Annotated in this window: 21 protein-coding genes and 1 tRNA gene; 8 read left to right on the forward strand and 14 right to left on the reverse strand. The window is 57.9% G+C overall.

Features of this window, described 5'->3' with window-relative positions; translation table 11 throughout:
- Window positions 1–25 precede the first annotated feature (25 nt).
- Both GA0061103_RS23535 and pcsA read right to left on the reverse strand, forming a co-directional pair.
- On the reverse strand, window positions 26–1,009 hold the full coding sequence (locus GA0061103_RS23535) for a quinone oxidoreductase family protein (protein WP_092715475.1): 984 nt from the start codon (window positions 1,007–1,009) through the stop codon (window positions 26–28).
- A 12-nt stretch (window positions 1,010–1,021) separates the two neighbouring features.
- The gene (pcsA, locus tag GA0061103_RS23540) at window positions 1,022–1,747 is read right to left on the reverse strand and encodes a phosphatidylcholine synthase (protein ID WP_092715476.1); all 726 of its coding nucleotides are present in this window, start codon (window positions 1,745–1,747) and stop codon (window positions 1,022–1,024) included.
- Between the two features lie 211 nt (window positions 1,748–1,958).
- Here pcsA and GA0061103_RS23545 point away from each other — a divergent pair, with 211 nt between their 5' ends.
- Window positions 1,959–3,161, forward strand: coding sequence for a UbiH/UbiF family hydroxylase (locus tag GA0061103_RS23545; protein WP_092715477.1), 1,203 nt, complete (start codon window positions 1,959–1,961; stop codon window positions 3,159–3,161).
- Here GA0061103_RS23545 and GA0061103_RS23550 read toward each other — a convergent pair.
- Together GA0061103_RS23550 and GA0061103_RS23555 are read right to left on the reverse strand one after the other, a co-directional pair.
- Window positions 3,138–4,100, reverse strand: coding sequence for an AEC family transporter (locus tag GA0061103_RS23550; protein ID WP_092715478.1), 963 nt, complete (start codon window positions 4,098–4,100; stop codon window positions 3,138–3,140). The genes GA0061103_RS23545 and GA0061103_RS23550 overlap by 24 nt on opposite strands.
- 65 nt (window positions 4,101–4,165) lie before the next feature.
- Window positions 4,166–4,918 (reverse strand): cytochrome c biogenesis CcdA family protein, encoded by a 753-nt coding sequence (locus GA0061103_RS23555; RefSeq protein ID WP_092715479.1) that lies wholly within the window; start codon window positions 4,916–4,918, stop codon window positions 4,166–4,168.
- Window positions 4,919–5,202: 284 nt separating this feature from the next.
- Here GA0061103_RS23555 and GA0061103_RS23560 point away from each other — a divergent pair, with 284 nt between their 5' ends.
- A complete protein-coding gene (locus GA0061103_RS23560) occupies window positions 5,203–5,481 on the forward strand; it encodes a PsiF family protein (protein WP_092715480.1) in 279 nt (92 codons plus the stop codon).
- A 797-nt stretch (window positions 5,482–6,278) separates the two neighbouring features.
- Here the strand turns inward: GA0061103_RS23560 and GA0061103_RS23570 are convergent.
- Window positions 6,279–6,482, reverse strand: coding sequence for a hypothetical protein (locus tag GA0061103_RS23570; RefSeq protein ID WP_092715482.1), 204 nt, complete (start codon window positions 6,480–6,482; stop codon window positions 6,279–6,281).
- Window positions 6,483–6,957: 475 nt separating this feature from the next.
- On the reverse strand, window positions 6,958–7,320 hold the full coding sequence (locus GA0061103_RS23575; protein ID WP_245304851.1) for a hypothetical protein: 363 nt from the start codon (window positions 7,318–7,320) through the stop codon (window positions 6,958–6,960).
- A 281-nt stretch (window positions 7,321–7,601) separates the two neighbouring features.
- On the opposite strand from GA0061103_RS23575, the gene GA0061103_RS23580 reads away from it, so the two are divergent.
- Entirely contained in the window at window positions 7,602–8,024 is a 423-nt protein-coding gene (locus GA0061103_RS23580) for a hypothetical protein (protein ID WP_092715484.1), read from the forward strand.
- A gap of 663 nt (window positions 8,025–8,687) precedes the next feature.
- Here the strand turns inward: GA0061103_RS23580 and GA0061103_RS23590 are convergent.
- Window positions 8,688–8,763 (reverse strand) — tRNA-Lys (locus tag GA0061103_RS23590).
- Between the two features lie 376 nt (window positions 8,764–9,139).
- Here GA0061103_RS23590 and GA0061103_RS23595 point away from each other — a divergent pair.
- The 3 genes from GA0061103_RS23595 (at window position 9,140) to GA0061103_RS23605 (ending at window position 10,613) form a co-directional block, all read left to right on the forward strand.
- Complete coding sequence (locus GA0061103_RS23595) at window positions 9,140–9,397, forward strand: GlsB/YeaQ/YmgE family stress response membrane protein (RefSeq protein WP_075852549.1); 258 nt, start codon at window positions 9,140–9,142, stop codon at window positions 9,395–9,397.
- A gap of 192 nt (window positions 9,398–9,589) precedes the next feature.
- Entirely contained in the window at window positions 9,590–9,796 is a 207-nt protein-coding gene (locus tag GA0061103_RS23600; RefSeq protein ID WP_075852548.1) for a hypothetical protein, read from the forward strand.
- A gap of 202 nt (window positions 9,797–9,998) precedes the next feature.
- Entirely contained in the window at window positions 9,999–10,613 is a 615-nt protein-coding gene (locus GA0061103_RS23605) for a GntR family transcriptional regulator (RefSeq protein WP_092715486.1), read from the forward strand.
- 54 nt (window positions 10,614–10,667) lie between these two features.
- Here the strand turns inward: GA0061103_RS23605 and GA0061103_RS23610 are convergent, their stop codons facing one another.
- The 5 genes from GA0061103_RS23610 to cysG form a co-directional block, all read right to left on the reverse strand.
- Window positions 10,668–11,480 carry a ferredoxin--NADP reductase gene (locus GA0061103_RS23610; RefSeq protein WP_092715487.1) on the reverse strand — a complete coding sequence of 271 codons (813 nt, stop codon included), beginning with the start codon at window positions 11,478–11,480 and terminating at the stop codon, window positions 10,668–10,670.
- 244 nt (window positions 11,481–11,724) lie between these two features.
- Window positions 11,725–12,237: a DUF934 domain-containing protein gene (locus GA0061103_RS23615; protein WP_092715488.1), complete on the reverse strand. Its 513-nt coding sequence runs from the start codon at window positions 12,235–12,237 to the stop codon at window positions 11,725–11,727.
- An 11-nt stretch (window positions 12,238–12,248) separates the two neighbouring features.
- Window positions 12,249–13,928 (reverse strand): nitrite/sulfite reductase, encoded by a 1,680-nt coding sequence (locus tag GA0061103_RS23620; protein WP_092715489.1) that lies wholly within the window; start codon window positions 13,926–13,928, stop codon window positions 12,249–12,251.
- 17 nt (window positions 13,929–13,945) lie between these two features.
- Window positions 13,946–14,260, reverse strand: coding sequence for a DUF2849 domain-containing protein (locus GA0061103_RS23625; RefSeq protein ID WP_092715490.1), 315 nt, complete (start codon window positions 14,258–14,260; stop codon window positions 13,946–13,948).
- A 3-nt stretch (window positions 14,261–14,263) separates the two neighbouring features.
- Window positions 14,264–15,700 carry a siroheme synthase CysG gene (gene cysG, locus GA0061103_RS23630; RefSeq protein ID WP_092715491.1) on the reverse strand — a complete coding sequence of 479 codons (1,437 nt, stop codon included), beginning with the start codon at window positions 15,698–15,700 and terminating at the stop codon, window positions 14,264–14,266.
- Window positions 15,701–15,995: 295 nt separating this feature from the next.
- Between cysG and GA0061103_RS23635 the strand changes: the two genes are divergently transcribed.
- Both GA0061103_RS23635 and mazG read left to right on the forward strand, forming a co-directional pair.
- Window positions 15,996–16,583, forward strand: a complete 588-nt coding sequence (locus GA0061103_RS23635) for a deaminase (protein ID WP_092715492.1) — start codon at window positions 15,996–15,998, stop codon at window positions 16,581–16,583.
- Between the two features lie 22 nt (window positions 16,584–16,605).
- Window positions 16,606–17,454 carry a nucleoside triphosphate pyrophosphohydrolase gene (mazG, locus tag GA0061103_RS23640; protein ID WP_092715884.1) on the forward strand — a complete coding sequence of 283 codons (849 nt, stop codon included), beginning with the start codon at window positions 16,606–16,608 and terminating at the stop codon, window positions 17,452–17,454.
- Window positions 17,455–17,468: 14 nt separating this feature from the next.
- Here mazG and hflX read toward each other — a convergent pair whose 3' ends face one another.
- Window positions 17,469–18,803 (reverse strand): GTPase HflX, encoded by a 1,335-nt coding sequence (hflX, locus tag GA0061103_RS23645; protein ID WP_092715493.1) that lies wholly within the window; start codon window positions 18,801–18,803, stop codon window positions 17,469–17,471.
- Between the two features lie 78 nt (window positions 18,804–18,881).
- Entirely contained in the window at window positions 18,882–19,124 is a 243-nt protein-coding gene (gene hfq / locus GA0061103_RS23650; protein WP_003539403.1) for an RNA chaperone Hfq, read from the reverse strand.
- Window positions 19,125–19,183 lie beyond the last annotated feature (59 nt).

Genomic DNA, 19,183 nt, shown 5'->3' on the forward strand with positions numbered 1-19,183 from the left:
TCCCACCGACCTGTCCTTTGCGGATCTATGGGATCAGTAGTGTAGTTCCACTCGTTTTCCTGGCTTCCAGATCCGCGTGCGCGCGCCCTGCATCAACAAGCGGATAAGTCTGATGAATATTGATACGCACTTTGCTGCTTTGCACAACAGCAAATAACGCATTTGCACTGGCTCTCAACTCCTCAGGCGTGCCGATATAGGCAAAGAGGCTCGGGCGCGTCGTGAAAAGAGAGCCCTTCTGATTGAGGATTGCGAGATTGAAGTTCTCGATCGGGCCGGAAGACTGACCGAAGGTGACCCACATCCCGCGCGGCTTCAGGCAATCGAGCGACTGCGGAAACGTGTCCTTGCCGACCGAGTCGTAGACGACATCCACACCCTTGCCGCCAGTAATCTCACGAACCCGCTCAGCAAAATTCTCCTTGGTGTAATCAATGACGTGGTCGTAGCCATGTGCCAGTGCGAGCGCGATCTTCTCGGCGGAACCGGCGGTGCCGATGACGGTGCCGGCGCCAAGCGCCTTGGCCCATTGGCCAGCAATCAGGCCAACGCCGCCAGCAGCCGCATGGAACAACAGCGTCGTGCCTGAACCGACCTTGAAGGTGCGGTTCAGCAGATACTCGGCTGTCATGCCCTTCAACATCATCGATGCCGCGGTTTCGAGCGGAATATCATCTGGCACCTTCACGAGATGCCGCGTCTCGATGTTGCGCTCGACGCTGTAGGCACCGTCGCTGCCGACATAGGCAACACGATCGCCGACGGCGAAATCGGTCACGCCAGATCCAACTTCGGTGATCGTGCCCGCTGCTTCCTTGCCGAGGGCCAACGGAAATTGCGGTGCCTTGTAGAGGCCGGAACGAAAATAGACGTCGATGAAATTGAGACCGATCGCGGCATGGCGAAGCTGCACCTCGCCCGCGCCGGGAGGCGGCAGATCCAGCTCCTCCAGCTTCATGACCTCAGGACCGCCATTTTCATGGATACGGATAACTTTGGTCTTCTTCATAATGCGTCGTCCTTATTGACGTCCGAGGGACGGGAAAAACTGCAGTACGGCACCGATGCAATAAAGATAAATACCACTGATGATGAAGAGGACAACGGCCCATTGCGGCATGACGAAATGCATCAGCAGCGAATAGATGCCAAGCGCCGACCAGAAGAGAAATACGCCCAGGTTCAGTGGCCGCAAGCGCTTGACGCGCACGGGATGTAGAAAATTGATCGGCAGGAAGGTCAGGACGACGGAAAAGCCGACGAGGATCATGGCTGTCGTGGCGCTGGCGCCGATGACGAAAAGCGTGAAGATCACCATGTTCCAGACGACCGGAAAGCCGGAAAAGAAATATTCGTCCGTCTTCATGCCGGTATCGGCGTAATAGATGGCGCTGGAGACCACGATCATCCCGGCCGCGACAAACGACCAGGGCTCACCGATCATGCCGCTCTCATAGAGCGCGAAGGCCGGCAGCAGCACATAGGTCACGTAATCGATGATATTGTCGAGCGTATCGCCAGACCAGTTGGGCAGCACCTCCTTGACGCGAACCTTGCGCGCGATCGGCCCGTCGATCCCATCGACCAGCAGCGCCAGGCCGAGCCACCAGAACATATCGACAAAGCGGTGCTCGGATGCTGCGACCACGCCGAGAAAGGCGAGAAACGATCCGGATGCCGTGAGAATATGAACGGAGAAGGCACGCATCTCCGCATAAGGCACCCGCTTGTAATTGAAGATTTTCATCCGCCCCACGACTCGTCAGCTTATGCGCCTGCCCCGGCAGGCGGTTTTTTCGCTAATATGCATCCTTTGGTTTGCACCGCCAGCACAAAAGCGTCGATCCCCACACGCTAGCGCGACTTGTTGTCATTTTCACCAGTTGCGATGTTTCATCCCATGGATTTCAACAGGCTAAGCGCTTATTTTCAGAACCAAAGGCAATTGAGGCATCGATATGAAGCAGATTGAAGTGGCCGTCATCGGCGGTGGGCTCGCCGGCATGATCACGGCTTTCGCGTTGGCACGCGGCGGAAGATCCGTCGCCCTTGTCGCGGCACCGCATAATAAAGCCGACAAGCGGACGACGGCTCTGATGGATCAATCGATCCGCTTTCTGGAGCGCCTGACGCTGTGGGACCGGATCGCGCCTTCGGCCGCGCCGCTGACCACGATGCGCATCATCGACGGCACGTCGCGGCTGCTGCGGGCGCCGACCGTCTCATTCCGATCGTCCGAAATCGGCCTGGACGCCTTCGGCTACAATATTCCAAATGCCGTTTTGCTCGACAATCTCAGCGAAGCCATCGACGCCGAAGGCAATGTCAGCCGCATAGAAGCCACCGCTTCTGAAATCACCTTCGGCGATGATGGCGTATCGATCACCCTCGACAATGGCGATTCGATCGATGCCGCATTCGTCGTCGGCGCGGACGGCCGCAATTCGATGGTGCGAGAGACGCTTGGAATCAAGACCAAGGGCTGGTCTTATCCGCAATCGGCAATGGTTCTGAATTTTTCGCATAGCCTGCCGCATCAGAACATCTCCACGGAATTCCACACCGAAAGTGGCCCCTTTACACAGGTGCCCCTGCCCGGCCGGCGCTCCAGCCTCGTCTGGGTTCAAAAGCCAGCCGAAGCGGCTGTCAATGCGGAGAAGTCGCTGGAAGAACTCGGCCGGCAGGTCGAGGAGCGGATGCAGTCGATGCTCGGCCAGGTCACGATCGAGGACAGCGTGCAGGTCTGGCCGCTTTCCGGCATGACGGCCTATCGCTTCGGCAAGGGCCGCGCCGCGCTGATCGGCGAAGCAGCCCATGTCTTCCCGCCAATCGGCGCGCAGGGGCTCAACTTGAGCCTTCGCGATATATTGGTGCTGTCGGAAATTCTGAACACACGTCCGGATCAGCCGATTGCGGCAACATCGGGCGATAGTTTCGACCGCAAGAGACGCGCCGACATTCTCAGCCGCACGGCGAGTGTCGATCTCCTCAATCGTTCGCTGCTGTCGGACTTCCTGCCCGTACAGATGCTGCGCGCGGCGGGCCTGCATGTCCTTTCGGCCATTGCTCCGCTGCGCAACATCGTCATGCGCGAGGGCATCGAACCCGGCGGCGGCTTGCGCAATTTCTCGTCGGCATTACGTGAAAAGCTGCGCCGGTAAGACGCCCGACTTTATCAGATAGAGAACCAGGGAAACCGTCACCACGGAACATGCCGTGGTGATCAGGATGGTCGCGGAGGCCCGTTCCTGCCAGACGCCATATTGCTGGCCGATGACGAAGACGTTCGTTGCCGTCGGCAGCGCTGCCAACAATACGGCCGCCTCGATCCAGATCGGATCGAAGCCGCCGACAGCTTGCAGAACGATATAGACGACCAACGGATGCAAGATGAGCTTTGCCGGCACGATATAGCCGATCTCGACTGGAATCCGCTTCAACGGACGCAGCGCAAGCGTTACCCCCATGGCGAATAGTGCACAAGGCGCAGCTGCTTGCGCGAGATAATTGACAAATCGCTCGAAGGCGATGGGCTGATGCAGCGAAAGCGCAGCCACGACGAAACCAAGCGCGGTCGACAGGATGAAAGGGTGCAGCAGCACCTTCCGGGCGATATCCGCTGCAAGCCGCCATGGCGAGCGTTTGTCGCCGCCTTCCAGTGCCATAAGGGCGGGCGCGACGATGAAATGCAGTGCGTTTTCAAAGCACACGATCAGCGCCACCGGAACCGCGGCCCTTTCACCGAGCGCCAGCAGCGCAAGCCCCGGCCCCATATAGCCGATATTGCCATAGGCGCCGGCAAAGGCCTGGATGGTGCTGTCGGCAAGCGAATTGCGGCGCAGGAAACGGCCGATCAGAAACAGCAGCAGAAAAATCGAATAAGTCGCGGCGATATCGGTGGCGATAAAATCGATCCGAGTCAGCTGTTCGATCGGCGTCTGCGAAACGAGCTTGAAGAACAGCGCCGGCAATGCCGCGTAGATAATGAACGTATTCAGCCAGCCGAGCGCTTCTGCCGGCTGCTTTGTGACACGTGCGGCAACATAGCCGATCAGGATCAGGCCGAAGAATGGCAGCAGCAGACCAATGATATCAGCCATGGGGGTCAGCCATCAAGCACGTTCCATTTTGCCGAGGGAAATGAGGGCGAAAGGTATCGCCCGGCTTAGCCGATTTTCATCAGGATTGGAAAGGTCTGCTGAAACCAGATCGCCATATCGCTGACATAGCCGAAGATGAAAGCAAGGCCGGTCAGCACCAGAAGTCCGCCCATGATTTTTTCGACCGTCCCGAGATGGCGGCGGAAGCGGGAGAGAAACCGCATGAAGGCGCCGGAAAAGCCGGCGGCGATCCAGAAAGGGATGGCAAGCCCGAGCGAATAGACGGCGAGCAGGCCCGCGCCAGCGCCGACCGTCTCACGCGAGGCGGCAATGCCGAGGATGGCGCCGAGCACCGGGCCGATGCAGGGCGTCCAGCCAAAGGCAAAAGCAAGCCCCATGATATAGGCGCCCGTCAGCGTCGCCGGCTTGCCGCCGCTCTGGAAGCGGGCCTCACGGGCGAGAATGCCGATACGGAAAACGCCAAGGAAATTCAGGCCCATGATGACGATGATGATACCGCCGATCTTGGCGAGGACATCGAGGTGCTGGCGCAAAAGCATGCCGATCGAGGATGCACCGGCACCCAGCGCGACGAATACGGTGGCAAATCCCAGCGTGAAGAACAATGCCGACATCAGCACATTGCCGCGAACGCTCGGGCTCGCCGCTACGGCTGCACCGCCGCCGCGAAACTGTTCGACCGAGATTCCCGCCATGTAGCAGAGATAAGGCGGCACGAGCGGCAAGACGCAAGGTGAAAGAAACGAAAGCGCTCCGGCGAGCAAGGCACTCAGAAGCGAGATATCGGCAAGCGACACGATGGACTCCGGCTATGTCATTTCGGCTCCCTTCCTAGCGGCGCGGGTATCGGAAAGCCAATCACCTTTTCGAGCGGGCTCGGCATCTTGCCTTAAAGTTGACGGAATTGAGATACCTGCGGCAACGCGTAAAACCCCGATTTCCCCCGGTTTTCCGGGCGCAGCCAACAGTCGCGAAGCTGCCTGATGAACGAATTGCTTTTGTAAAAATATTGGTTCAAGCTGTTGATGTTCGTCGAACAACGCACATTCCACCCCAGCTAGTCAGCAGAGGAAAAGCCCCCATGAGAATTGCTACTATGTTCACGACTGCAGCCTTTGTCGCACTCTTCAGTGTAAGTGCCATGGCACAAACCGCGACCACCCCCAGCACCACCACAACAACCCCGAGCGCAACGACGTCGACCCCCTCGACGACGACAATGACCAAGCCGAAGGCAATGAAGCCGGCGCAGACTGCCGTCTCCAAGGCATGTTCGACTCAGGCTGACGCCAAGGGTCTGCATGGAAAGGCACGCGCCAAGTTCCGAAGCGATTGCAAGAAGAACGGCGGCAAGGCCTAAAACTCGTTTCACTCTCGAATCGTGGTCAACTTTACCGTCCAGCTGGTGGTAGAGTTGACCGCTACGGCGCTCCATCAAATATCCTGACGAAAGACCGAGCTGCGGCAGCTTGAATGCCGCTTGCTTAATATGATCGTTTGTTTTGCGATCCTTTCGTCGGATGTCTCTCGCTGTTTTCGCGGAATTCCGGACGGAAGACCGCTGCGCACTTTTCCTGGAATGATTCTGGAGGCTGGCTCCATCGATGTCGGCAGGGGCAAGTGTGCATTATCCGGATATCGCCCGCCAAATACCGATATCGACCTTGGCTCTCTTGAAGCCACTCGGCAGTAGCAACGTTCTGCAATAAACGAGACAAACCCGGGAAACCCGGTGAAATTACAGTCCATTCCTATCCGGTCAAATCAATAGACGGAGCAGGAAGTTGAGACCCGCCATAAACCCTCCCCCTTTGGAAGCAGCATCACAGACAAATTATCTGACAGCCTGTCTTTTCGCCCTGGAACCCTCCATCGAGAGCCTGGTTGCTGCGGCGATGAAATCAGGCTGGAAGCGCGAATATGTTCTTCTTGCCATCATGGCCATTGCGCTGAACGATGGCAGCACAAACCGGCCGTCATCCCAGTCACTGCATTCGTGAATGATGGAAAATCAAGTCGCCCACACAAACGGCACTGCCGAAACGATTATCGTCGTGCGATCGTCCCGCCGCCACGTTGTCGGGCCGCAAGATTATCTTCTCTCCATGAGGAAACGGCACATGGAACACGCAGGCAGCCATCCGACACCGGTATCGCTCATGCGTCCCTAGGCTTGCGCTCCTTTGTCACCGGATCGACTTTACCCTCCGTAAGCCTGTTGCGGGGATCGGCAACGAGGGAAGCCTCGTCCTTTTCTTTGTTCAGCCGGTCGTCCTTGCGCACCTTGCTGTGCTGTATTTTCGCCAGGGCTTGCTTCTTCTCACGTTCGCCATGCGATTCGCTTTGTCGATCCTGTGCCAAGTTGCGCCTCCTCTCTTTTGAAAAAGGAACTCGCTTGATGGGATTAGGTTCCGATGGAAATAACGACACCAGCATACGCGGCGATCTCTCAACCGGCTACCGCGCGATTTTCGGAGGATTTCCGTCTTCGAAAGTGACACAGCGCCACATCACTGTACTTTTAGCGACACATAATATTATAATGCGACGATAGACGTGAAACGAATCATGAATTTCATGCGTTTAAGCTTCACTGCCATGTGAGGAAAGCTGATCATGACGTCGATCGAAAAGAAGAAACTCGCGCGGCTTGTTATGCTGAAACTGCTGCCGATCTTCGGCGGCCTGACTGCGGTCGCGGTCGTCGCACTTTCGACAATCGCATAGGCCCACAATCGCATAGGCATTGGCCGTAGAACCTGTATCGACGATGCTCGACCACGAGTGACGGCCGATCTCGAATCAGGGCGCTCTTGATATTTTGCCTGTCCAAACCTCAGGAGCAGTCGGTGCTGTCGACCGAAAATGAATAGTCTCTGCCCTTCAGCTGATAGATGTAATTCGCCAGAGATGCTTCGCCGGAACTGAACTTCGGCAGCAGGAAGTCGCAGAGGTCCGTGAGCTGCGCGGATTTGACGAGAGGTGGATCGAAATCGTCATCATCCTCGTCAAGATCGTAGAAATAGCTGTAGATATGATCGGTTAGGTCTATTTTCGTCAGCGTGGTTTTCTGGTCGATCTTCCTGGGTAGATCCTTGTTGGCAAAGATCACCGGATAGCGTTCCGTAAGGTAAGGGATCACAATTCGCTCCGTCACCGGTGTCGTGATCGCGATACCGATCAGTGGCAGCACGCTCAAGGCTACCGAAAACTTCCTGCCCGCGATCAATCCAAACAAAAGTCCCAGAGACCCCAATAAACCGCAAACGATTGCATAGATTTCCCATAGGGACAGCTCTGCCACGAATTCCATCATTCGCCCGTCGTCTTCACCAACCATCTTATTGATGAGATTATGGTACTATCAAATCGATATTTTTCACCAGTCAATTTGCACCAAATGTCATCAACAACCTGTGCGTTATGGCTAGCCAGAAAAATCGGCGGGCGGCGGAGCCGCGCAATCAACGAGATTCAACAATGCAGACACAGCCGAGAAAGCTGCACGTTTTTATCGCTTCGTTCGAAACTGAAGGACAGGCGCTGACCTACTCCCAGCCGCACTGGGAGCCAGAACCAAGCGAAGAAGCTTCTGACGAGGAATATCAAGCCTGGGAGGATCGCAACCCTTTATGGCCTATGAAACGAGAACTCGGAGACGCCGAGCTCGATGAAGATTTCATCGAAACCATTTGGGCAGTCGACGACGGCCTAACCAGCCTAGATTGGAAATATCTATCCGGGCGTCTCGAAACGGCTGACGTCGAAGCGTGTAAAGCCATTGCACCATCAAGGAGCAGCACATTGATATTGATTGATGAACCGGGGCTGGGCGGGCTCGATTTCAAACCCTCGTCGACGTCGACGATCACCTATTGCGGAAGCTACCCGCAGCGATCCTAAATATCGCTCATGGGCCTATTTCCGTATCGCTAGCAAATAGAGGCAATATCCCGCAGCTCAGCTTTCCGATCTAGGCCACACACCAAAGCGAGGATTGCTGACTTCCGTTCGATTGGATCGGTCCTTGGCCGAGCCAGCCATTCCGATTCAATGAACCAGCTTCGCAACCGGCGGGACAGTTTGCATCCCGCTCTCGTGCCGTCCCGAAGTCGCCCCGATGATAACCGCAACGACAGCAACCATTATGTAGATAATGGCTCCTTTAGGCTTTCGGTCCGATACACAATGCCTTGTCGACTCTAGTGAACGCGGATGGTCAGACATCTTGATCCTTTGGTGTTGAAGAGCGCTCATTTAGTCGATCAGCAGGCCCTAATGAATATCTCGATTCGCGCATCTCCCTTGCAGGAAGCGAATACCGGCCTTTTCTCGGGTCCCAGTTGCTCGGCAAAAAGATCGGACTCCCTGCTCGCACGCAGCATCTGGGACGAGATGCCTGCCTTTGCCGAGAGAATGTCAACATCGAATAGGAAAATTTGGGCGACACAAAGTTCGGGGCTTTTTCAAGACATCGCGTTCCTTCACGACATGAACGGCAGATTTCAGCGCCGTCTTTCATGAATGGAGCCAAAACCGAATCCCGAAAGAATACTGCAAACTTGATGGTGAGAGCGATGGGATTCGAACCCATGACCTACTGATTAAAAGTCAGTTGCTCTACCGACTGAGCTACGCTCTCCCTTTCCGCAGACAGAGGCTGCCTCGGCTGGAAGTGCGCGGAACATATGCAGACACCCTATTGTGGTCAACCCATAAAATTGTGGTTGCTAGCGACCGACGATGCTTTTCCTCATCTCGCTACCACGAAGTGACGGCATCGAGCCGAAGAAATCGCCATTAAAACGGAAAATCAGAAGTCCGGCGCCATAGGCGGATGAGCTCCGACAAGGCAAACGATTCTGAAAGACCCAAACAACCGTAACAATTTCCCTTAATAATCAGGGTTGCAATGAACGGATCGATCGGCTCGCCATCTGCAACAGTTGGGGTGCGAATCGTTTTTGGTGTATATCAGTTATTGTTAACAACCTGTCGGGCCCTCAGGAGGTTCTTTTATGGAAGACGCAAACGTCGGTTGGATTGCAGCAATTATCATCGGCGGCCTAGCTGGCTGGTTCGCCGAGATGATCATGAAAAGCAACACAGGCATCATCATGAACATCATCCTCGGCATCGTCGGCGCACTTGTCGCCAGCTGGCTGTTCCGGACACTCGGTATCGCGCTGCCGTTCCATGTATGGCTGAACTACCTGATCACAGGTTTCATCGGCGCCTGCATCCTGATTTTCGTCGGTCGACTGATCAGACGTTAGCAGCGCATCGGGCTATACAAGCCCGAATCGGGAAGAGGAAAAAAGGGAAGGCGGAACAAACCGCCTTCCCTTTTTTGTTGCGTTCGCCCGATGAGACGCAAGACGCGAAAAAATGGGCCGTGGCTTTTGAGGCCTTTCCAAGCCCGGCCTCGGCGCTATCTACCAAAGAGGAACCGAAAGGAGGTTGGAAATATGACGGAAAACGCCAATCGGACAACCACCCGCAAAGTCATCCGCGGCCGCCCTTACAGCATTGCCGAGTTTGCGCGGAAATATCGCCTCGATGATGCGGAGGCAAAGCGCCTCTTCTACAAATTCGGCCCGTCGTCCACCGAACTGGACTTGCTCATGGCTGCCAAGCGAAGGCCGCCCACCCTTGCGACCGCAATCGGTCGATAGCACGCGGCTTTTCCAGCCAGGCTTGCGAAATGCCACCGAGATCGTCGACAGCAAAGCGACGATCCGGCAGACACGATATTCAGGCATGCTGCATGGCCGTGATGCCTAGCTTTGCAATATGCTGATATATCACGCTTGGTTGCCTTCGGAGATGCTAGATGACACTGTGTGCCACCCAAGCATAAGCCGGACCCAGCCTCGAATGCAGAATTCGCTTAGCCACCTCGCCTATCTCGCGTTGGAATACGCGATCGTGACGCTTGCGCTGAAGCCAGGCGCCCTCGTCACCGAAAAGCAGTTGATCGAAGTGGCCGAGCATGGGCGAACACCGGTGCGCGAGGCAATCCAGAAACTTGCATGGCAGGGATTGATCCATGTGCGGCCGCGCGTCGGCCTGCAAATCGCGGAGATTCGCCCCGAAGACCATCAATATGTCATGCAGGTGAGGCGCGAATTGGAGCCGATTGCGGCCGCGCTTGCCGCCACCCATGCCGATCAGCAGCAGCGCGAGCAGTTGGGGGAATGCGCCCGCCTGATGACGGAGTGTGCTGTTACCGGCGACCTTCCCGGCTTTTTCGCTGCCGATAAGGCCTTCGACGAGATTCTCGAAGCCGCCTGCCCCAACAATTTCATCATGGCGGCGCTCGCGCCCGTACAAACGCACGCACGCCGGCTGTGGTATTCCACCGGAACGCATGATCGCATGGGTCGGGCAATCGCTATGCATGTTCAGGCCATCGAAGCCATTCGGGGCGGTGATACGAAAGCCGCCGAGACGGCCATGGCGTCACTCATCGATTATCTCAGCCGCGCATGAAAAAGGCGGCTCCGTTGCCGAAGCCGCCTTTCATTCTGCATTGAAATAATTCGCTTAACCGACGAAAGCGCGTTCGATGACGAACTCGGCCGGATTGTTGTTTGCACCTTCGTTCAGGCCGGCTTTTTCGAGCAGCACCTTGGTGTCCTTCAGCATGGCGGAGGAGCCGCAGATCATGCCGCGATCGATCGTGGGATCCAGCGCCGGCACGCCGAGATCGCTGAAAAGCTTGCCGTTTTCGATGAGATCGGTGATGCGGCCGGTGAAGGGGAACTCCTCGCGGGTGACGGTCGCATAGTGACGCAGCTTGTCGCCGACGACTTCGCTCAACAGCTCGTCGTTGCGAATTTCCTCGACGAGATCGAAGCCGTATTTCAGCTCGGCAACATCGCGCGTGGTGTGGGTGAGGATGACCTCCTCATACTTCTCATAGGTTTCCGGATCGCGGATCAGGCTCGCGAACGGCGCAATGCCGGTGCCGGTGGAAAACATGTAGAGACGGCGGCCGGGGGTGAGCGCGTCCAGAACCAGCGTGCCGGTCGGCTTCTTGCGCATCAGCACTTCATCGCCGGGCTTGATATTCTGCAGGTGGGAGGTCAGCGGGCCGTCCGGTACCTTGATGGAGAAGAATTCGAGCTCGTCGGCCCAGGCAGGGCTCGCGATCGAATAGGCGCGGTACAGCGGCTTGCCGTCGACCATCAGGCCGATCATGGCAAACTCGCCGGAGCGGAAGCGGAAGCCCTGCGGCCGGGTCATGGTGAAACGAAAGAGCCGGTCGGTATAATGCGTGACGCTCAGCACCCTCTCGGCGAAGACGCCGGCTGGGACTGCTGAAGCAAATTCATCTGATTTGGCGGGGGCGTTCATTCTGTCTCGGATCCCGTATTAATCTTACACGTATTCCTTGGCACGTCTTTCCTGGCAGGCTCATTTCGCGACGCTGATATTATAATATAGCCGGTTTTGAAAGGCATTCCATTCCAACCGACGGCTCAGGACTGAAATATGCATATTCCAGTCAAGTTTCCAGATTGCCGACATTACATCATTCGAAAGGCTTGAATACGGCAATCCGACATTGTCAAATTGCCGCAACGCAAGCCGTTCGGTGTCAGGCCGACTTTGCTGGCAATCGCCGCCAGCTATAGGCCTGTCCACCTTCGGCACGCTGCGCCGTCGGCTGGTAGTAATGCGGAATACCCGGCAGCCGGTTTTCCGAAAGTCTCTTCAGTGCTGTCTCATTCGTTACCGCAAAACTGTCGATGCCGACGCGCAGCATCAACGGAATCTGGTCGATCAAAACATCCCCTACAGCGCGCAGCTCATTGGCGTAGCCGAGGCGTTGGCGCAGCAGCGAGGCATGGCTGAAAGCGCGACCGTCGTTGAAGGCCGGAAAGGCAACCGCCACAATATCGAGGCGATCGAGATAGGGCTGCAGCCGGGTGACATCGTCGGCCGGCTTGATGACGACGCCGAGGCCGGCCTCATTGCTTTCTTCGGCTTTCGCGATCAGTGCATCGAGGCTAAGCAGCGGCTTCTGTGTCTCCGCCACCTTCACCTCCTCGGTCTCGATAACCCACGGATCATTGTCGACGAAGCCGGTTTCACGCCAGATCTTGGTCATGGTCAATCTCCTTACGCTGCTTCGGCTGCCGACGAGGACGCGCCGTAGAGCGCGGTCTTGAACGGCTGCGGCCCGACGCGGCGATAGGCGGCGAGGAAGGTTTCTGAAGCATCGAGGCGAAGGCCGAGATAGGTATCGACAATGGTCTCGATGGCATCGGTCACCTTGTCGGGCTCGAAGCCACGGCCGATGATCTCGCCGATCGAGGTGTTCTCGTCGCCGGAGCCGCCGAGCGTGATCTGATAGAGTTCCGCACCCTTCTTCTCGACGCCGAGCAGGCCGATGTGGCCGATATGGTGATGACCGCAGGCATTGATGCAGCCGGAAATCTTGATCTTCAGCTCGCCGATCTCCGCCTGACGCTCAGCCGAACCGAAGCGCCTGGAGATCTCCTGCGCGACCGGAATGGAGCGCGCATTGGCAAGCGCGCAATAGTCGAGACCGGGACAGGCAATAATATCCGTGATCAGGCCGGCGTTGGCCGTTTCCAGACCGATGGCGACGAGGCCGCGATAGACGGCTTCGAGATCGGCCAGCGCGACATGCGGCAGGATGAGGTTCTGCTCGTGGCTGACGCGGATTTCGTCGAAGGCGTATTCCTCGGCGATATCGGCGACAGCTTCCATCTGCGCGTCCGAGGCGTCGCCCGGAATGCCGCCGATCGGCTTCAGCGAAATCGTCACCATGCCGTAATCCGGGTTCTTGTGCGGCTGTACGTTCTGCTGCACCCAGCGCGCGAAAGCCGGATCGGCCTTCTTCCAACGCGCCAGGCTTTCCCAGCCTTCGGCGCGCTCAGGCAGTGCCGGCGGTGCGAAATAGGCCGAGATCGCCTGAACGTCGGCTTCCGGCAGTTTCAGTTCGGTGTTCCTCAGCTTGTCGAATTCGACTTCGACCTGGCGTGCCAGTTCTTCGGCGCCGGTTTCGTGCACGAGGATCTTGATGCGCGCCTTGTACTTGTTGTCGCGGCGGCCATGCAGATTGTAAACGCGCATGATCGCCGTCGTGTAGGACAGGAGATCTTCTTCCGGCAGGAAGTCGCGGATCAGTTTGGCAATGAGCGGGGTACGGCCCTGCCCACCGCCGACGTAAACGGCAAAGCCAATCTCGCCCTTGTCGTTCTTCTTCAGATGCAGACCGATATCATGCACCTGGATCGCGGCGCGGTCGCGCTCGGCGCCGGTCACCGCGATCTTGAACTTGCGCGGCAGGAAGGAAAATTCCGGATGCACGGACGACCACTGACGCAGGATTTCGGCGTAAGGCCTGGGATCGGCGACTTCATCGGCCGCAGCCCCGGCAAAATGATCAGCCGTCACGTTGCGAATGCAATTGCCCGAGGTCTGGATGGCGTGCATTTCAACGGAAGCGAGATCGGCCAGCGCATCGGGCATCTCGGACAACTTCGGCCAGTTGAACTGCAGGTTCTGGCGCGTGGTGAAATGGCCATAACCGCGGTCGTAGGTGCGAGCGACATGGGCGAGCATGCGCATCTGGCGCGAGCTCAGCGTGCCGTAGGGGATGGCGATGCGCAGCATATAGGCATGCAGCTGCAGATAGACGCCGTTCATCAGGCGCAGCGGCTTGAAGGCATCTTCGGACAGCTCACCCGAGAGGCGTCGCTCCACCTGATCGCGGAACTGGGCAACCCGTTCCGCAACAAAGGCGTGGTCGAATTCATCGTAACGATACATGACTTCCTCGGGGCTTCTCAGACGGCAATGAAATCGGGATCGGCCGCGGCGTAGCCCGGCGCGTATTCCATGGTGGGGCCTTCGGCGCGGATACGCTCGCGCAGGCGCAGCGGCCAAAGCTTGCCACCGGTTTCCTGCACGTCGATCAGATTGACGTCGACAACCTTGTTGTCGGCATAGGCCTGCTTACCGATCGCTTCCAGAGCGGCTTCCGCTTCGGCATGGCGAGCGACAAGCGCTTCCTGCAGCGATAACGTCCACTCACCATTTGCGTTCAGCCAAACGGCGACGCCATCGGTGAGCCGGTTTGCGGTCAAAACCTTGTCGACCATCAATCAGCTCCTTGCATAGTCTTGAGCGACGGTCTCGCGACGGACCAGCGGCTCGGATTGTTCGAAATTCGCGCCGGCGACGGCATCGCCGATAATGACCATGACCGGACCGCTCAATTCATCGCGATGCTCGAGATCAGGCAGATCGCGCAATATGCCGTGCATCAGGCGGCGGTCGCGGCGGCTGGCATTCTCGATGATGGCAACGGTCGTCTCGGGCGGCAGGCCGGCCTGCATCAGGCGACCGGCGACGGACGCAGCAACCGTGCGCCCCATATACACGGCAATCGTGGCGCCGGATACGGCGAGGCTTGCCCAATCAGGCAACACATCGCCTGTGAGATCGTGACCCGTCGTGAAGACCAGCGACGAGGCAACACCGCGCAACGTCAGCGGCAGTTCGAAGTCGGCAGCGGCAGCAAAGGCCGAGGTGATGCCTGGAACGATCTCATAGCCGATGCCGGCGGCGCGCAGTGCGGCCATTTCCTCGCCGGCTCGGCCATAAACCAGCGGATCGCCCGACTTCAGCCGAACGACACGCTTGCCTTCGCGGCCAAGCTGCACCAGCAGATCGTTGATCTCTTCCTGCGACTTGCTGTGGCACCCCTTGCGCTTGCCGACCGACAGGCGCTCGGCATCGCGGCGACCCATATCGACGATCGCCTGCGGGACAAGCGCGTCATAGACGATGACATCGGCCTCCATCATCACGCGCTGGGCACGTAGCGTCAGCAGGTCTTCAGCGCCGGGACCTGCGCCGACCAGCCACACGTGGCCGTCGACGTCACGCGAGGACTGCAGCAACTCATCGGCTGCCTGCTCCGCCTGCGAGACAAGGCCGGCATTGACGGCATCGGCAACGGGACCCGAAAAGAACTGGCGCCAGAAGATGCGGCGGGCAACGCCGCGCGGTACAAAGCGCTCGACCGGCTTGCGGAAGCGCGTCGCGAGCTCAGCCAGCTTGCCGAGCGACGGCGGCAGCATCTGGTCGATCTGCGCGCGGATCATCTGTGCCAGCACCGGGCCGGCGCCTTCCGTGCCGATAGCGACAGCCACTGGAGCGCGATTGACCAGCGCCGGCGTATAGAAATCGCAATAATCAGGCTGATCGACGGCGTTTGCCGGAATTTTCTCAGCACGGGCCGCATCGACGATCGCGCGATCCGCCTCGGCATCGCCAGTGGCAGCAAAAACAAGCGCCGCGCCCTTGACCTGATCAGGCGAAAAATCGCCGCGTACGGTTTCGATGCGGTTGGCGATGAGGAAAGCGTGATAATCAGCCTCGGGCGCCTGCACGAAGGCAACGATCTTCGCCTGCGTGTTCATGAGCAGCCGCACCTTGGCAAAGGCTTCGTCGCCATTGCCGAAGACAGCCGTCATCCTTCCTTCTACGCGAAAGAAGGCGGGAAACACCGAAAGCTGTTCAGTCTTGGGAGGCATCGCTATTCCACTTCAAGGTTTGCCGAATATCGCCTCTGCGGCCAAGAGATTGAAGAAACAGAATTCTAATGCTCAGGCAAGCGCGTATTCTTTTGCTCGACATCTACGGGATTTGAGCAAAACTCACCAGGCAAGCAGATTGCAATAAATATATAAAATCTATAGATTTTTACGATTCAGCGGCATCGGCGGATTGCTTTATTGCCTCTGGCGAACATAGTCTTTAACTTATTTGCGCATACCGCCGCATTTCCAACCCCGTTAGACTGCAGCGAAAATCGCTGGAGGAAACCCCTTGCCTGACAATAGCATCGCTGCACGCCTTCTCAACGTCGTCGAGCACGACATCCTGCCCCTGACCCGCAAGGGCGTCGCCACTGGCAACAAGGTCTTCGGCGCCGCCATCCTGCGCAAATCCGACCTTTCGCTCGTCATCGCGGAAACCAACAATGAGCTGGAAAACCCGCTTTGGCACGGTGAAGTCCACGCTCTCAAGCGCTTCTACGAACTCGGCGAAAAGCCTGCCACCAAGGATCTGATCTTCCTGTCGACCCATGAGCCCTGCACTATGTGCATGTCGGCCATCACCTGGGCCGGCTTCGACAATTACTACTATTTCTTCAGCCATGAGGACTCCCGGGATGCCTTTGCGATCCCGCACGATCTCAAGATTCTGAAGGAGGTCTTCGGCCTGGAGCCGGGCGGCTACCGCCGCCAGAATGCATTCTGGAAGAGCTTTGCCATCGCCGATCTGGTGGAAACCGAAGAGGATCCACGCAAAAGCGAATTGAAAGAGCAGACGGCGCGTATTAAGCAGGCCTATGCTCGTCTCTCCGACAACTATCAGGCGTCGAAGGGCAGCAACGACATTCCCTTGAATTGACAGAGCAAGACCCGAGGCAATGATGGAAGCATCGCGAGACATTTCCGGCCTGATTGACATCATGGCGGCGCTGCGAAATCCCGAAACCGGTTGCCCTTGGGACATCGTCCAGACCTTCGAGACCATCAAGCCCTACACGATCGAAGAAGCATATGAGGTGGCCGATGCGATCGAGCGCAAGGATAATGACGATCTCTGCGACGAGCTCGGTGACCTGCTGTTGCAGGTCGTCTTTCATTCGCGGATCGCGGAGGAAGCCGGTGCATTTTCCTTCGGCGACGTCGTGCACGCCATCAGCCGCAAGATGATCCGACGCCATCCGCATGTCTTTGCCGTCTCGGACGCCAAGACCGAGGATGCCGTGACGCTGCAATGGGATCGGATCAAGGCCGAGGAGAAGCGCGAACGGGCTGAACGCCGCGCCAAGAGCGGCATTACCGAAGATTTCAAGGCCGGATTCCTGGGCTCGGTGCAGCGCACCTTCCCTGCCTTGACCGAGGCGCTGAAATTGCAGGAACGCGCCGCCAAGGTCGGCTTCGACTGGTCGGCGCCTGAACCGATCCTCGACAAGATCGAGGAGGAGATCGGCGAATTGCGGGTAGCACTCGCAAGTGGCGACAAGGCCAAGGTCAGCGACGAGCTCGGCGACCTGATCTTCGCCGTCGTCAACATCGGCCGGCATGTGAACACCGATCCGGAACAGGCTCTGCGCGGCACGAACACCAAATTCCGCCGCCGCTTCCATCACATCGAGACGACGCTAGGCGCGGAAGGCGAGACGCTGGAAGGCGCCTCGCTCGAGCGGATGGAAGAGATCTGGCAGTCGGCAAAGGCCATCGAGCGGCAGTTGCTGGGCGCGAAAACGGCGTAAGGCCGCTTACCCGCCTATTCCCAATCCTCACGCTGCGGCTTCGGGCCGTTGCCCATGCGCCGCTCAAGTTCCACCGCCTCGGTTTCGGTCAGGCGAACCTCGAGCGTGACCGTGCCGTCCTCGTTGTCTTCGCGGTTGTCGACGATGGCATGATTGTAGAGCCAGGGCAGTAGCGCCAGCTTTTCCACAGGCAGCGTGATCGTCGTTTCCGTCAACACGCCGGAAAGACGGCGACTGATTTCATCCATCAGGCGATCGACGCCCTCGCCGCTCTTCGCCGAAACGGCAATAACGTTTTCCGCCGTCGACGCCTTCTGCACGATGGCATCATGCGCTTCCGGCTCCATACGGTCGATCTTGTTCCAGACTTCGAGGATGCGCTCTGCACCTTCCGCCTCGCCGATGCCGAGATCACCGAGAATGCGCATGACGTCGGCGCTCTGCACCTGATTATCGTCGTCGGAGAGATCGCGGACATGCAGGATCAGATCGGCTTCCAGCACCTCTTCCAGCGTTGCACGGAAGGCGGCCACCAAGTGAGTCGGCAGGTCGGAAATGAAGCCGACGGTGTCGGAGAGGATGACGGTACGGCCATGTGGCAGCTTCATGCGGCGCAGCGTCGGATCGAGCGTCGCAAACAACATGTCTTCCGCCAGAACGCCAGCGCCGGTGATGCGGTTGAACAGCGTCGACTTGCCGGCATTGGTATAGCCGACCAGGGCCACGATCGGGTGCGGCACCTTCTTGCGCTTGGCGCGATGAAGCTGGCGGGTGCGAACCACCTGCTCCAGCTCGCGCTCCAGCCGGATGATTCGTTCCTGCAGCATACGCCGGTCGGCTTCGATCTGGGTTTCACCCGGGCCGCCCATGAAGCCGGCACCACCACGCTGGCGCTCAAGGTGAGTCCAGCTTCGAACCAGTCGGCCCTTCTGATAGTTCAGATGCGCCAGCTCGACCTGCAGCGTGCCTTCCTTGGTGGAAGCGCGTCGGCCGAAGATTTCAAGGATGAGGCCGGTGCGGTCGATGACCTTGGCGTTCCAGGCCTTCTCGAGGTTGCGCTGCTGCACCGGCGTCAAAGGATGATCGACGATCACAAGGCCGGCGTCGAACTCGTCGAGCAGCGCGAGGATTTCCTCTATCTTGCCTGTGCCGAGAAGCGTCGCCGGCCGCGGATCGTTGATCGGGACAATGGAACCACTCACCACATCGAGGTCGATGGCGAGCGCAAGCCCTTTTGCCTCTTCCAGCCGGCTTTCGGGCGGTCGGGTGACAGAGATGGCATTATCGGCTTGGGCAGCACGTGCCGCGCGGGCCTGTTTCAACACGGGCACCACCACGACAGCCCGCATGTCATCCCGGTGCCTTACAGTCTCCGGGATGAGGGAATCATTTTTGGTATCGCGTGTCGTGATAACGGCTAGTCCCGGTTAGGATGCGGCTTCTTCGCTCTCGAACATCTGCATCGGCTGACCCGGCATGATCGTCGAGATCGCATGCTTGTAGACGAGCTGCGAATGGCCATCACGGCGGAGCAGGACGCAGAAATTGTCGAAGGAGGTTACGACACCTGTGAGCTTCACACCGTTAATCAAGAAAATTGTCAGTGAAATCTTTTGCTTGCGAACAGTATTGAGAAACAAGTCCTGCAAGTTCTGAGAACGTTCCGCCATCGCGCCGCTTCTTTCTTTTTTGCCGACCTGAGCCGGTTAAATGTCATGATATACAGAGG

The sequence above is a fragment of the Martinezella multihospitum genome (assembly GCF_900094585.1).
Classification (GTDB): Bacteria; Pseudomonadota; Alphaproteobacteria; order Rhizobiales; family Rhizobiaceae; genus Rhizobium; species Rhizobium multihospitium.